Origin of the sequence: Sphaerisporangium sp. B11E5 (assembly GCF_039871875.1) — a bacterium.
GTDB lineage: Bacteria > Actinomycetota > Actinomycetes > Streptosporangiales > Streptosporangiaceae > Sphaerisporangium.
Genome location: NZ_JBDPMD010000008.1, coordinates 176,312 through 189,039, shown reverse-complemented (window position 1 = coordinate 189,039; position 12,728 = coordinate 176,312). Strand labels below are relative to the sequence as shown.

General features: G+C 71.6%; 13 protein-coding genes. 3 read left to right on the top strand and 10 right to left on the bottom strand.

Features of this window, described 5'->3' with window-relative positions; genetic code table 11:
• Window positions 1–20: 20 nt before the first annotated feature.
• Window positions 21–623 carry an anti-sigma factor gene (locus tag ABGB17_RS11195; protein ID WP_347628197.1) on the top strand — a complete coding sequence of 201 codons (603 nt, stop codon included), beginning with the start codon at window positions 21–23 and terminating at the stop codon, window positions 621–623.
• Between the two features lie 29 nt (window positions 624–652).
• On the opposite strand, the gene ABGB17_RS11190 is transcribed toward ABGB17_RS11195, so the two are convergent.
• A complete protein-coding gene (locus ABGB17_RS11190) occupies window positions 653–1,231 on the bottom strand; it encodes a TetR family transcriptional regulator (protein WP_347628195.1) in 579 nt (192 codons plus the stop codon).
• 104 nt (window positions 1,232–1,335) lie between these two features.
• Here ABGB17_RS11190 and ABGB17_RS11185 point away from each other — a divergent pair, with 104 nt between their 5' ends.
• Both ABGB17_RS11185 and ABGB17_RS11180 read left to right on the top strand, forming a co-directional pair.
• Window positions 1,336–2,178: an SDR family oxidoreductase gene (locus ABGB17_RS11185; protein ID WP_347628193.1), complete on the top strand. Its 843-nt coding sequence runs from the start codon at window positions 1,336–1,338 to the stop codon at window positions 2,176–2,178.
• A 153-nt stretch (window positions 2,179–2,331) separates the two neighbouring features.
• Window positions 2,332–3,030: a DUF4386 domain-containing protein gene (locus ABGB17_RS11180; RefSeq protein ID WP_347628191.1), complete on the top strand. Its 699-nt coding sequence runs from the start codon at window positions 2,332–2,334 to the stop codon at window positions 3,028–3,030.
• Here the strand turns inward: ABGB17_RS11180 and ABGB17_RS11175 are convergent.
• The 9 genes from ABGB17_RS11175 to ABGB17_RS11135 form a co-directional block, all read right to left on the bottom strand.
• Window positions 3,027–3,536 carry a DUF6194 family protein gene (locus ABGB17_RS11175; protein WP_347628189.1) on the bottom strand — a complete coding sequence of 170 codons (510 nt, stop codon included), beginning with the start codon at window positions 3,534–3,536 and terminating at the stop codon, window positions 3,027–3,029. The two genes, ABGB17_RS11180 and ABGB17_RS11175, sit on opposite strands and share 4 nt — an antisense overlap.
• A gap of 89 nt (window positions 3,537–3,625) precedes the next feature.
• Window positions 3,626–5,266 carry a hypothetical protein gene (locus tag ABGB17_RS11170; RefSeq protein WP_347628187.1) on the bottom strand — a complete coding sequence of 547 codons (1,641 nt, stop codon included), beginning with the start codon at window positions 5,264–5,266 and terminating at the stop codon, window positions 3,626–3,628.
• A 21-nt stretch (window positions 5,267–5,287) separates the two neighbouring features.
• Window positions 5,288–6,760 carry an FGGY-family carbohydrate kinase gene (locus ABGB17_RS11165; RefSeq protein WP_347628185.1) on the bottom strand — a complete coding sequence of 491 codons (1,473 nt, stop codon included), beginning with the start codon at window positions 6,758–6,760 and terminating at the stop codon, window positions 5,288–5,290.
• Window positions 6,757–7,731, bottom strand: a complete 975-nt coding sequence (locus ABGB17_RS11160) for a LacI family DNA-binding transcriptional regulator (RefSeq protein WP_347628183.1) — start codon at window positions 7,729–7,731, stop codon at window positions 6,757–6,759. Before ABGB17_RS11160 ends, ABGB17_RS11165 begins: the two co-directional genes overlap by 4 nt.
• 23 nt (window positions 7,732–7,754) lie before the next feature.
• Window positions 7,755–8,402, bottom strand: a complete 648-nt coding sequence (locus ABGB17_RS11155) for a hypothetical protein (protein ID WP_347628181.1) — start codon at window positions 8,400–8,402, stop codon at window positions 7,755–7,757.
• Window positions 8,402–9,241, bottom strand: coding sequence for a carbohydrate ABC transporter permease (locus ABGB17_RS11150; RefSeq protein ID WP_347628179.1), 840 nt, complete (start codon window positions 9,239–9,241; stop codon window positions 8,402–8,404). The genes ABGB17_RS11155 and ABGB17_RS11150 overlap by 1 nt, the downstream gene beginning before the upstream one ends.
• A complete protein-coding gene (locus ABGB17_RS11145) occupies window positions 9,238–10,185 on the bottom strand; it encodes a sugar ABC transporter permease (protein WP_347628177.1) in 948 nt (315 codons plus the stop codon). Before ABGB17_RS11145 ends, ABGB17_RS11150 begins: the two co-directional genes overlap by 4 nt.
• 8 nt (window positions 10,186–10,193) lie before the next feature.
• Window positions 10,194–11,522 carry a sugar ABC transporter substrate-binding protein gene (locus tag ABGB17_RS11140; protein WP_347628175.1) on the bottom strand — a complete coding sequence of 443 codons (1,329 nt, stop codon included), beginning with the start codon at window positions 11,520–11,522 and terminating at the stop codon, window positions 10,194–10,196.
• A 129-nt stretch (window positions 11,523–11,651) separates the two neighbouring features.
• On the bottom strand, window positions 11,652–12,638 hold the full coding sequence (locus tag ABGB17_RS11135) for a LacI family DNA-binding transcriptional regulator (protein ID WP_347628173.1): 987 nt from the start codon (window positions 12,636–12,638) through the stop codon (window positions 11,652–11,654).
• Between the last annotated feature and the right edge of the window lie 90 nt (window positions 12,639–12,728).

The window sequence follows — 12,728 nt, the reverse complement described above, 5'->3', positions numbered from 1 at the left end:
GTGACGGCCGTGGGGGACCTGTGAAGGACCGCGCTCACGCCGACGAGCCTCCCCCGTTGGACCGGCGGCTGCGCGACGCGCTTGCCAGTGACGCCATGTGGGCTCCTCCTCCGGACGACCTGCGGCGCCGCGTCCTCGACGCCACCCTGCACGCCCCCGGGCCGCCCCCGGCGCCGCCCGGCACGCGCCGGCGCCGCGCGGTCGTCACGACCCTCGCCGCCGCGACCCTGGCCATGGCGGCCGGTTACGGCCTCGGACTGCTGTCGGCACGCGACACCGTACCCGGCGGCACGAAGACGGTCGCGCTCGCGGGCACGGATCTCGCCCCCCGCGTCTCGGGTCAGGTCCTGGTGCGCGAGACACCCTCGGGAGTGGAGATCATCTTGGAGGTGGCCGGGCTTCCCCCCGCGGGCCGCGGCCGGTACTACCAGGGCTGGGTGAAAGGCACCGCGGGAACGGTCACCATCGGCACCTTCCACCTGCGCGATTCCCGCGAACCCGTCGTCCTTTGGGCGGGCGTCGACGTCCAGGGGTACCCCCTGATGACCATCACCTTGCAGCAGGAGGGCAAAGGCCCCGCCTCCTCGGGAAAGGTCGTGGCGACCGCCGCACTCACCCCCTGACGCCGCACCGGCTGCCCTCGGTGTGCGGCTCAGTCACCCAGGCCGGAGAGGCTGGTGACGACGGCCCTCACCGCCGTGACCACGGCGGCGCGGTGGGATCGGGTGCGGGCCGCCGGGGCGAGGCCGCCGATGGCGCGGAGGCCGGGGGAGGTGGTGCACCAGGTGGTGCACAGGGCGACGACCAGTTGCAAGATGTCCATGGCGCGCGACTCCGACACCGCGCCTGCCATCGCGCCTGCCAGTTCCCTGGCCTTGTCACGGTGGGAGGCAACCTCCCCGGGGGAGGCGTCCCCGCGTTCCAGCCAGCGCCATTGGGAGAGACGGACGAGCTCGGGGGTCTGCTGGAGGGCGTCGAAGAGGGCGCCGGCGTAGGAGGGCAGGTCGTCCGGGGTGAACGGGACCGCGTCGGCGAGAACACGCAGCCGCGTTTCGAGCACCGCGTCGAACAGGGCCTCCTTGGAGCCGAAGTAGGCATAGATGGCCTGTTTGTTAGCGGACGCGGCGGCGGCGACGCGATCGACGCGGGCGCCGGCCAGGCCGCGTTCGGAGAACTCGCTGAACGCCGCGTCCAGCAGGCGGGCGCGGGTGGCGGCTGAGTCGTACGGCATGGGGACCACGATAGCAATCCAAACGTCTGGTTGAATCTTCGGCCGGGGTGGTGTAGAACTGCCTCACCGACTAAACCAAACGGTTGGATATGAAGGGAACGACAATGGGCAAGACCTGGTTCATCACCGGCGCCACCTCCGGGTTCGGGCGTGCCATGGCCGAACTGCTGCTGGAGCGCGGGGATCGTGTGGCCGCGGCGGTCCGGCGGCCGGACCGGCTGAGTGACCTCGTCTCGGTGTACGGCGACCGCCTGTGGGCGGCGGAGGTCGACGTCACCGACACCGCGCGGCTGCGGGAAGTGGTCGGGAGGGCGTTCGCCGGGCTCGGGCGGATCGACGTGGTCGTGTCGAACGCCGGGTACGGGGCGTTCGGCGCGGCCGAGGAGTTCAGCGACGAGGCCATCGACCGGCAGATCGCCACGAACCTCAGCGCGCCCATCCAGCTTCTGCGCGCGGTGCTGCCGCCGTTGCGGGCACAGGGCGGCGGGCGGATCATCCAGTTGTCCAGCGCGGCCGGCCAGGCGGCGTTCCCCGGCGGCAGTCTCTACCACGCCACGAAGTGGGGGGTCGAGGGGTTCTTCGACGCCGTCGCCCAGGAGGTGGGTGCGTTCGGCATCGAGGTCACGCTGGTCGAGCCGGGAGTCGCGCGCACCGCGTTCGGCACCTCGATGGACATCGCACCGGGCCTCGACGTCTACGCCGCGACGCCGGTAGGGGAGGCGCGCCGGCACATGGAGAGCCCCGGGGGCGTCACCGCCGGCGGCCCCGGCGACCCTGACCGCATCGCCGCCGCCATCGTGGCCTCGGCGGACGTCACACCGGCCCCTCGCCGGTTGACCCTGGGCAGCGACGCCTACCGGTACGTGCACTCCGCGCTGACCGGCCGCCTCAGGGAACTGGAAGCCGCCAGGGACACCGCGTTCTCCACGGACTTCGCCGCCGCGTAGCGTTCGCGACCCGTCGTCACGGGACAGCGGGGCCCGCTTGTCATCGGCCGATCGGCTGATCGGAAGCGGGCCCTTCTGGCGATGAGGGGGGACGGGCCGGATCGCGACGATCGGTGCATGGAGAGAACCGGTCGGCGGCAAGGGGAGATCACGGTGGGTGCTGACAGGGGCAACGCGACGGCGGCGGGGATTCTGTACTTCGTCACGCACGTCGCTTCTATAGCGGGGCTCGTGCTGTACGGGCCGGTGCTGGGCGACCGCGGGTACGTCACCGGGGGTGGGGCCGACGCCCAGATCTTCTGGGGGGCGCTGCTCGAAGTGGTCACCGCGGTCGCCGTCGTCGGGACGGCGGTCGCGTTGTTCCCGGTGGCGAAGAGGGTGAACGAGGGGATCGCGCTGGGGTACGTGGGGCTGCGGGTGCTGGAGGCGGGGGTCATCGTCGTGGGGATCGTCGCGCTGCTCTCGGTGGTGACGCTGCGGCAGGAGGCGGCGGGGGCGGACGGGCTCGTCGCCGTGGGGGCGGCCCTGGTGGCGGTGCACGACTGGACGTTCCTGCTGGGGCCCAACTTCGTGCTCGGGGTGAACACGGTGCTGATGGCGTACCTGATGTACCGCTCGCGGCTGGTGCCGCGGGTGATCCCGGTGCTGGGGCTGGTCGGCGGGCCGCTGGTGTTCGGGTCGGCCGTGGCGGTGTTGTTCGGGGTGTACGAGCAGGTCTCGGGCTGGGGGGTGCTGACGGCGGTCCCGGTGTTCGCCTGGGAGCTGGGTTTCGCGGGGTGGATGGTGTTCAAGGGGTTCAGGGCGCGGGTGCCCGGTCCTCGGGAGGAGAGCGTGACGGCGCTGTCCGCCTAGCGGTATCGCCGGACGGCCCGGGCGTGGGCGGCGGTGAGCACCGAACGCAGGTGCTCGGCCGTCGCCTCGCCGGGGTTCAGCACGCTGACCCACGACTGGGGGGCGTAGACGGGGTGCGGGAGCAGCCGGTCCAGGGCGGTGTAGTCCCAGTCGCCGTGCCGGTCGGCGTGGGCGGCGGGCGGGTAGCCGACGAGCTGCTCGAACGCCGCCCGGCCGGCGTTGACGTTCACGCGGAAGACGCCGGGGCGGTCGAGGTCCGAGGTGGTGTCGAAGCCCGGGTAGTCCTTGGTGACGATCGTGGCGAACGGCATGTGGCGGCTGGTCGCCGTCCGCCCGTCCGGCTCGTAGTAGATGAACGTGTCGCCCCACGCGATCTCGGGGGCGCCGTCGGCCTTCCCGGCGGTGAACGCGGTCACGCCGGGAAGGCCGCACGCGACGGCGATGACGTCGGCCTCGGTCAGGCCGACGGCGGGCCCGGCCGTGGACCGGTGTGCGGGAGAATCCATACCTTCGATTGTTTCATTGCATCACCCAGTGAGACTTCCGCCGGATCTGACCAGACGAACTCGGCGGAACTTTCAACGCGGGGACATGCTCATGCGATACTCGTGTCCCCGCACAGGTGGACCTCGACGCCGAGGCCGGCGAAGAATGCCGCCTTGGCGACGAGGGCCTTGCCGGCCGTCTCGGCGTCGGGTGCGTAGGCGACGTTGAGGTGGTTGGCCTTGTGGCGGGCCATGAACTGGTCGCGGGTGACGCCGTGGAGTACGGCGTGCATGATGGGCCAGGCGGGGGTGGTGGCCTTGGAGCGGCGCTCGGTCTCCTCGTCGGGCAGGGAGACGGCGGAGGCACGGCCGAGGTCCACGTGCAGCCGGCCGCCCTGCACGAACACGCGGCTCCAGACGATCTCGCCGGGCTTGCAGACACCCTTGATGGTGGAGCCGCCGAGCGGGAAGTACACCGGGTCCTGCCGCCGGCCGACCGCGTCGGCGTAGCCGCGCGCGAAGTGGGACGGCGGCACCGAGCCGGAGATCTCGAAGACCCAGACGAACCGGCCGTCGTACTCCTCGCCCCAGCGAACGTCGTGCAGGGTGGTCGCCGGGTCCAGGCCCATGGCGGTCCACAGGCGGTTGGTGACGAGCGCGTCCACGGCGACACCCTCGTCGGCCTCGTTGAAGTGCGGCAGCGGCCGCCCCTCCCACAACACACGGGAGCCGTCGCGCGAGGTGACCGGGGGGCGGTCGGCGTTGTTGAGTATGCCTTCGGCCAGGTCGGACGCCGGGGACAGGTCCTTGAGGCCCTGCTGGTACTGGATGCCCACGGCGTCCAGGCCGAAGTCGTCGCTGATGCGCAGCGCCGCGATGTACATCTTGTACTGCCAGCGCAACTGCGCCGCGGTGAGCTCGGTGGCCTCGTCGACCCCGAGGCGGAACGTCATGCCCTTGGCGACGAGCCAGTCGCCGACCGCGTCGGCCTCCTCGTCGGGCACCTTCTGCATCTCCGCCCACAACGCGCTCTGCGAGAGGCGTTCCTTGTAGACGCCGATCGGGTTGAGCAGCTCGTCGTCGATGATCGCGTTGTACATGCCCATGCAGCCCTCGTCGAAGACGCCGATGATGGCCTTGTCGGCGAGGAGCTGCCGGGCGAGCGCCTGCCCGAGGTCGCGTTCCGGGCTCTCCGGCAGCTCGGGCAGGTCACGCACGTGGGACCCGTCGTGCTCGATGGCGCCGGTCTCGACCCAGCTCTTGATGCCCGCCCTGAACCAGTCGTCGGTGAAGTCGACGCTCCAGATGGTCGAGTACGGCACCCCCATCTTGGCCATCCCGGCGTTCAGGCCGAGCAGGCCGACCAGCCCCGGCCAGTCGCCCGCGAAGTTCGCCACGGTGAGGATGGGGCCGCGGTGGGTGCGCAGGCCGGCGAGGACGTGGTGGCTGTACTGCCAGACGGCCTCGGCGACGATGAGCGGCGCGTCGGCGGGGATGGTCTTGAAGACCTCCAGGCCCATGCGCTGGCTGGAGATGAAGCCGTGGCCGGTGGCGGGGTCCAGCGGGTGGGCCCGCACCACGGTCCAGCCGAGCTCGGCGAAGGCGGCGGTGACGTCGGCCTCCATCCTCACCTGTGTGGGCCAGCCGGCGAGGTTGGCCGCGGGCCGCAGGTCACCGCTGGCGATCAGGTAGGCGGTCCTGGGCGGCGCGGCCGGGCGGCTCGGCGGGGCGGGGAAGGCGTAGCCGGTCATGGACATGTCCTTTCGCGATGGTCAGGCGAGGGCCCGTTGCCGGGCGGCGAGGGTGTGGGAGATGGTTCGGGTGGCCGGGTAGAGCTCGCGGTACAGCGTGTAGAGCTCGTCGTAGGCGGGGCGGAGCGCGGGGTCCGGCGTGACGGTCCGCGCGGGCGGGTTCCATCCGGCGATGCCGGCGGCGACGGTGGTGCGCGCGGCGAGGTAGGCCGCGCCGTACGCCGCGCCGACGGTGATGGCGGGGATGAGCTGGGGCAGGCCGGTGACGTCGCTGACGATCTGTGTCCACAGGCCGCCGCGGGTGCCGCCGCCGGCCGCGACGACACGCCGCACGGACGCGCCGGCGGCGCGCAGGGCCTCGACGTTGTGCCGCACCCCGAGGGCGGTGGCCTCCAGCAGGGCGCGGTAGAGGTCGCCCCGGGTGTGGCTGAGCGTCAGGCCGGCGACGACGCCGCGGGCGTCCGGGTCCCGCAGCGGCGTGCGCTCCCCCGCGAAGTACGGCAGCACGAGCAGGCCGTGGGCCCCCGGCCCGGACGCCTCGGCCTCGGCGAGCAGCGTGCCGTAGTCCGGTGCGCCGGCGAGGTCACGCAGCCAACCGGTGAGGGCGCCCGAGGTGGCCATGCCGCCCGCAAGGTTGCGTGAGCCGCGGTAGGTGCCGACGGTGCCCCACATGGACGGCGTGCGGAGCGGCCGGTCGACGGTCGCGATCAGGAACATCGTGGTGCCGTACATCAGCATGAGGTCGCCGGGGTTGTGGGCGTCCACGCTGACGGCCTCGGTCCACGCGTCGATGGAGCCGGTGACGACCGGGGTGCCCGCCGGGATGCCCGCGACCGGCTCCCGTGTGGTGCCCGCGACCTCGTCGGACCAGGCCAGGGCCGGCAGTTCCAGCCCGTCCGCGACGCGGCCCGCCCACGGCAGGTACCAGTCGAGGGCCTCGGTGTCGTACATCGGGGTGCACTGGCTCGCCGAGTGGTGGTCCAGGGTGTACGCGCCGGTGAGGCGGCGGACGAGCCAGGAAGCGGGCATGTACAGGCGGCGGGCGCGGCGCCAGACGTCCGGCTCGTGCTCGGCGACCCAGCGCAGCTTCGGGCCGGCGGCCTGCGAGGACAACAGCGAGCCGCAGCGGGCCAGGATCGCCTCCGGGCCGCCGAGCTCGGCGGTGAGCTCCTCGATCTGCGTGGCCGCGCGGGTGTCGACGCCGTACAGGATGGCGGGGCGCGACGGCCGGTCGTGCTCGTCGGTCAGCAGCACGCAGGGGCCCATGCCGCTCACGCCGACCGCCGCGACGTCCACACCGGCGGTCAGTTCCGCGGCGAGGTCACGGAACTCCGTCCACCACAGCTCGCCGTCCATCTCGACGTGGCCGGGGCGCGGGCGGGCGGGCTCGTGCTCACGCACGGCGGACGCCAGCAGGCGGCCGGCGGCGTCCACCAGCACGCCCTTGCTGCTGGAGGTGCCGATGTCCACGCCCAGGAAGGCCTTGGGGGTCACTTCTTCTCCCTCGGTGAGCGGTCGGTGCGCAGGACGACCGTGCGCGCCGGGCCGTCGTCGCCCGCGATGCGGCCGAGCAGCAGGTCCGCCGCGGCCTCGCCGAGCTCGCGGGCGGGCAGGTCCACGACGCGGATGCCCTGGCGGGTGAACGACGCGAACGGCAGGTCGCCGAAGACGGCGAGTCCGAAGCCGGGCGGGGTGAGCCCGGCGTCGCGCAACGCGTCCAGCGCGCCCGCGGCCATGAGGTTGTTGGCGACGACCGCGGCGTCCGGCGGCTCGCCGAGCGCGAGCAGGTCCGCCATCGCGGCGCGGCCGCCGTCCACGCGGTAGTCGGCGTACCGCAGCAGCTCGTCGCCGCCGGTGCCGTGGCGGTCGCGGGCCTGCCGCCATCCCTCCACGCGCAGTTGCGCGGTCTCGACGGTGCTCGGCCCGGTGATGCAGGCCACCCGGGTGTACCCGGCGGCGAACAGCGACTCCGCGGCGGACTGCCCCCCGGCCCGGTTGTCGACGGTGACGGCGTCCACGCCGGGCCGGGCGAGGCTCCGGTCCACGGCGACGACGGGACGGCCGTACGCGACGAGGCGGCCGACGTCGCTGGCGTCGCCCGCGGGGGCGAGGATGACGCCGGCCATGTGCTCGGCGAGCGCGATGCCGATGTACGTCGACTCGCGGGCCGGGTCGTCGTCGGTGTTGCACAACACCACCGAGTAGCCGCCCGCGCTGGCCCGGTTCTCCACCCCGCGGGCGAGCGCGGTGAAGAAGGGGTTCTCGATGTCCGGGATGATCAGGGCGATGACCTCGGAGTGGTTGCGGCGCAGCCGCCGTGCGGTGCGGTTGGGGGTGAAGGCCAGCTCCGCGGCGGCGGCCCGCACCAGGCGTTCCGACTCGGCGGACACGCGCGCCCCGTTCATGACCCGGCTCACGGTGGCCGGGGAGACGCCGGCGCGGGCGGCCACCTGGTAGATCGTCACGTTCGCGCCTTTGGCGGCGCCGGTCATGCGCGGCCCTGCAACGCGTCGATCTCGTCGAGGAGGCCGATCGTCATCGACGCCGTGACGGCGAGCAGCAGCGGCGCCACCACGGGTGCGAGCACACCGGTGGACGCGGCGACCGCGAAGCCGCCGAGCCAGTACAGCGCGACGAGCGTGAGCGCCTGCGACGGCCGGAACGCGACGAGGATCGCCCCGCCCCGCAGGGCGTGCACGCCGCGCCGGTCCCGCAGCGCGCCGTAGACCAGGGCGTACGGGAAGACCAGCATCAGCGCGGCGGCTCCTGCGGCACCGGCCACGGTGGCGGCGCCGCCGGCGGCCAGGGCGAGCCCGGCGAGGGACGCGCCGGCCGCGAGCAGCAGCGCGAGCACGGGGTCGATGCGGCGCAGCAGGGCGAGGCGCGGGCCGTCACCACGGGCGGTCGCGGCGGCGAACCGGGCGAGACCGGTCAGCGCGAGGGCCGGCGGCACCGTCGCGATGACCCGCATCCACCCCGGGGCCGCGAAGAGCAGCGCCGCCGTGAGCGGGACCGCCGCCGCGAGGCCGCACACCCCGGCGGCGAGCCCGCGGGGCAGCTCACGCCAGAACGCGCGCACACCGCGCCAGGCGAGCCACGGCGACGCCGCGGCGGCGGTGCTGGGCCGGGCAGACATCAGAGCTTCAGCCCGCTGGAGGCGATGGACTGCACGATGTAGCGCTGCGCCAGCACGAACACGATCAGGACCGGCACGATGGCCATCGCGATGCCCGCCGCGATGGTGCCGAGCGACCCGGTGGAGAAGCGGCCGGCGAGCAGCACGAGGCCGACCGGCAGCGTCTGGCGCTCGGTGTCGCTGATCATCACCAGGGGCAGCAGCAGGTCGTTCCACCAGTAGGTGAAGCACAGGATGCCGAGCGTCGCGATGGACGGTCCGGAGAGCGGCAGGATGACCCCCGCGAACGTGCGCAGCCGCCCCGCGCCGTCGATCTTGGCGGCCTCCTCCAGCTCGCGCGGCAGCCCGAGGAAGTGCTGGCGGAGCAGGAAGATGCCGAACGCGCTGAACACGCCCGGCAGGATGAGCGCCCACAACGTGTTGGTGAGGCCGATCTTCGACATGACCAGGAACAACGGCACGATCGTGACCTGGATCGGGATCATGAGCGAGCCGATGACGACCGCGAACATCGCGTTCTTGCCGCGGAAGTGCAGGCGCGCGAAGGCGTACCCGGCGGTCGAGCAGGTGACGAGCTGCGCCGCGGTGACGACGGTCGACACGATGATCGAGTTGAGGAAGAACCGGAAGTACGGCACCTGCTCGGCGACGCGGCCGAAGTTGTCCACCGTGAGGTTGCCGAGCTGGAGGGTCGGCGGCAGGCGGTACAGCTCGGCGTCCGAGCCGGAGAACGCGCCGCGGAAGATCCACAGGAACGGCGCGGTGATGGCGAGGGCGGCGACGGCCAGCACCAGGAAGGTGACGACGCGTGCGGCGGCACGGGAGATCGCGGGGCTCATGAGTAGAAGGTCCATCTGCGCGAGAACCAGAACTGGACGGCGGTCAGCACGACGAGGACGAGCGCGAAGGTGATGCCGATCGCGGAGGCGTAGCCGAGGTCGAAGTCCCCGAACGCCCGGTCGTAGAGGTACTCCACGATCGTGCGGCTGGAGTCTCCCGGGCCGCCCTGGGTGAGCACGCGCGGCTCGGCGAAGATCTGGAACGAGTTGATCGTGTTGATGACGACGAGGAAGAAGATGGTCGGCGAGAGCAGCGGGAACGTGATGCGCCAGAACCGTGTCCAGGCGCCGGCGCCGTCCACGATGGCGGCCTCCCGCATCTCCTTGGGGATCGACTGCAGGCCGGCGATGTAGACGAGGATCGAGAACCCGATCGTCTTCCAGGAGTTGACCATGATCACCGAGATCGGCGCGAACGCCGACGACCCGAGCCAGTCGACGCGGTCCACCCCGGCGAGGCCGAGCAGGTAGTTGACCAGGCCGAGGTCCTTGTTGAGCAGGAACCGCCAGATCAGGGCCACCGCCGACGCCGACACGACGAACGGGAACAGGAACGACAGGCGGAAGAAGCCGCGCAGCCAGCTCGGCATGCGCGATTCGAGCAGCACCGCCAGCAGGAGCCCGAGGACGACGTTGACGGCGAGGATGGCGAGCGCCATGTACGTCGTGGAGCCGTAGACCCCGAGCAGGCGGCCGTCCTTGAACAGCCGGGCGAAGTTGTCGAGGCCGACGAACGTGCCGTCGCTGAGCAGGTTCCAGTTGAAGAAGCTCAGCACGAGCACGCCGGCCGTCGGGGCGAGGACGAAGACGAGGAACGTGATGATCGCGGGCGTGAGGAACGCGAGCGCGGCCGCCCCGTCACCCCGGGGCCGCGGGGCCGCCGGCCCGGGGCCGGTGACCGTTCGGTCACCGGCCTCGGGCCGTAGCGTGCTACTGGTGGTCATGGTCCGCCTTAGCAGGTGACGATGCCGCCCAGCTCACCCTGCAAGCTCTTGAGGCCGTCCGGCACGGAGGTCTCGGAGGCGAAGATCTGCTGCAGGTGGCGGAGGACGGTCGACTCGAACGTGCTGTACTTCGCGGGCGCGGGGTACGGCACGAGGGTCGGGTACTTGTCGATGCTGTTGTAGTAGAGGTCGGAGTTGGCGGGGGGAACACCGACCTTGGAGATCGTCTCGGCCACCGAGCGGCGGGACGGGATCGAGTCGCCCGGCTTGCCGGGCGTGCCGACGTACTGCTTCTCGATCTCGTTGCTCACGGTGAACTTCTGGTACTCCCAGGCGAGGTCGGGGTTCTCCGACGATTTGAGGATCGGGTACCCGGCGCCGCCGAACACCGTCTTGTAGGTGTCGCCCTTAGGGTAGAGCTGGATATCGAAGGCTTTGAAACCTGCTGGGAGGAATGTCGCGATTGGCCAGCGACCCGCGCCGAACATCGCGACCTGGCCGTTCTGGAAGCGGGTGAAGACGTCGCTCATCGGCATGGGCGCCGGGGAGATGCCCTCGTCGATCAGGCCCTTGAGGAACGAGACGGCCTTGGTGACCTGCGGGGTGTCCGCGGTGGCCGTGCAGACGTCGTCGCTGGTGAGGTTGCCGCCGGCGTTCGCCACCCAGGGCATGATGCCGGGGAAGATCTCGTTGCTGGCCCAGGTGAAGCCGTACTGGTCGGGCTTGCCGTCGCCGTCGGTGTCCTTGGACAGCTTCTTGGCGGTGGCCTTGAAGTCGTCCCAGGTCCAGTCGGCGGCCGGCGGCTCGATGCCGGCCTTCTCGAAGACGTCGGTGTTGTAGTAGACGACCATGTCGTTCCAGCCGTACGTCAGCGTGAGGACGTCGCCCTTGACGGTGAAGCCGTTGATCAGGCCGGGGGCGATGTCGTCGACGATCGCCTTGGCCTCGGGGTCCTTGCCGAGGTAGGCGTTGATCGGCTGCACGAGGTTGTTGGAGTGCACGAACTGGGCACCCTCCCCCGAGATCACCATGAGGTCGGGGTGCTTGCCCGAGGCGATGAGCGTCGCCGCGTTCGCGTAGTAGGTGCCCCAGTTCTCCCCGGTGACCGGGGTGAGGGTGACCTTCACATCGGGGTGGGCCGCCATGAAGGCGTCCGCGGTGGCCTTGTTGCCGCTCTCGGCGGCGGGGCCGTAGTTCCAGTAGACGATTTCCAGCGACTTGTCACCGGACGCCGACGACCCTGACGGGGCGGCGTCGCTTGAGCAACCCGCAAGGGCGGTCACCGCCAACGCGGCGGTCGCGCAGGCCAGCGCGACCTTGCGGTTGGGGACGTTCATAGGCCTGCATCCCTCTCCATACGGCTGTGGGGTGCGCCACAGTGAAGTCTAAGAAATCGATTTCGTCAATAGCCGCAACCCAGCCGTTACCGCCCCGCTCTGATCAGGGGGATGTCCTGGTGGCATCGATTACAGGGCTAAGTCCTCGCCTGGCCTGCTGACCTCGGCGCGCAGCACGACGGTGCGCAGCGGCTGCGCGTCACCCGCGATGCGTTCGAGCAACATCGAGGCGGCGGTCCTGCCGAGATGGCGGGCCGGCAGGCGCACCTGCACCACGGAGGCGGGGTCCAGCGGCATGAAGGGCAGCTCGCCGACGACGGCGACGCCGAAGGTCTCCAGCGGGACGCGGGCCTCCACCAGGGCACGCAGCGCCCCGATGGCCATGAGGTTGTTGGTGGTCACGACGGCGTCGGGCGGGGTGCCGAGGGCGAGCAGGGCCCGCATCGCCGCGTGGCCGCCGTCCACCCGGAAGTTGGCGTGCCTGAGATAGCCCTCGTGGACGCCGGCGCCGCGGGCGGAGACCACCTGGCGCCAGCCGAGGAAACGGTCCTCGGTGTTCTCGATGCCGGCCGGGCCGGCGATGCAGGCGATCCTGCGGTACCCGGCGTCGAACAGGGCGTTGGTGGCCGCGATGCCGGCGGCGCGATTGTCGATCTTGACGGCGTCCACCGGGTACGGCGTCGTGCGGTCCACCGCGACCACCGGGCGGCCGAGGGACACGATGGCGCCGAGGTCCACCTCGTCGGAGGCCGGCGACAGGATGACGCCCGCCATCTGCTCGGACGCGGCGATCTCCAGGTAGCGCAGCTCCTTGGCGGGGTCGTCGTCGGTGTTGCACAACACGACCGAGAAGCCGGACTCCTGGGCGCGGTCCTCCACGCCCCGGGCGAGGGCGGTGAAGAACGGGTTCTCGATGTCGGGGATGAGCAGGGCGATGATCTCCGAGCTCTGCTTGCGCAGCCTGCGGGCCGTCTTGTTCGGCGTGAAGGCCAGGCGCGCGGCGGCGTCGCGGACGAGGCGCTGCTTCTCCGCTGAAACCGTTTGCCCGTTGAAGACGCGCGAGACGGTCGCGGGTGAGACCCCCGCGAGCGCCGCTACCTCGTAGATCGTGGCCATGACCCCCAACTTTACCGGCCCCGGACGAACCGTCCCGGCCGGCGGAGCTCGCGCTTGACACCACCTGTGACCTCGGTCTAGCTTGTGTGA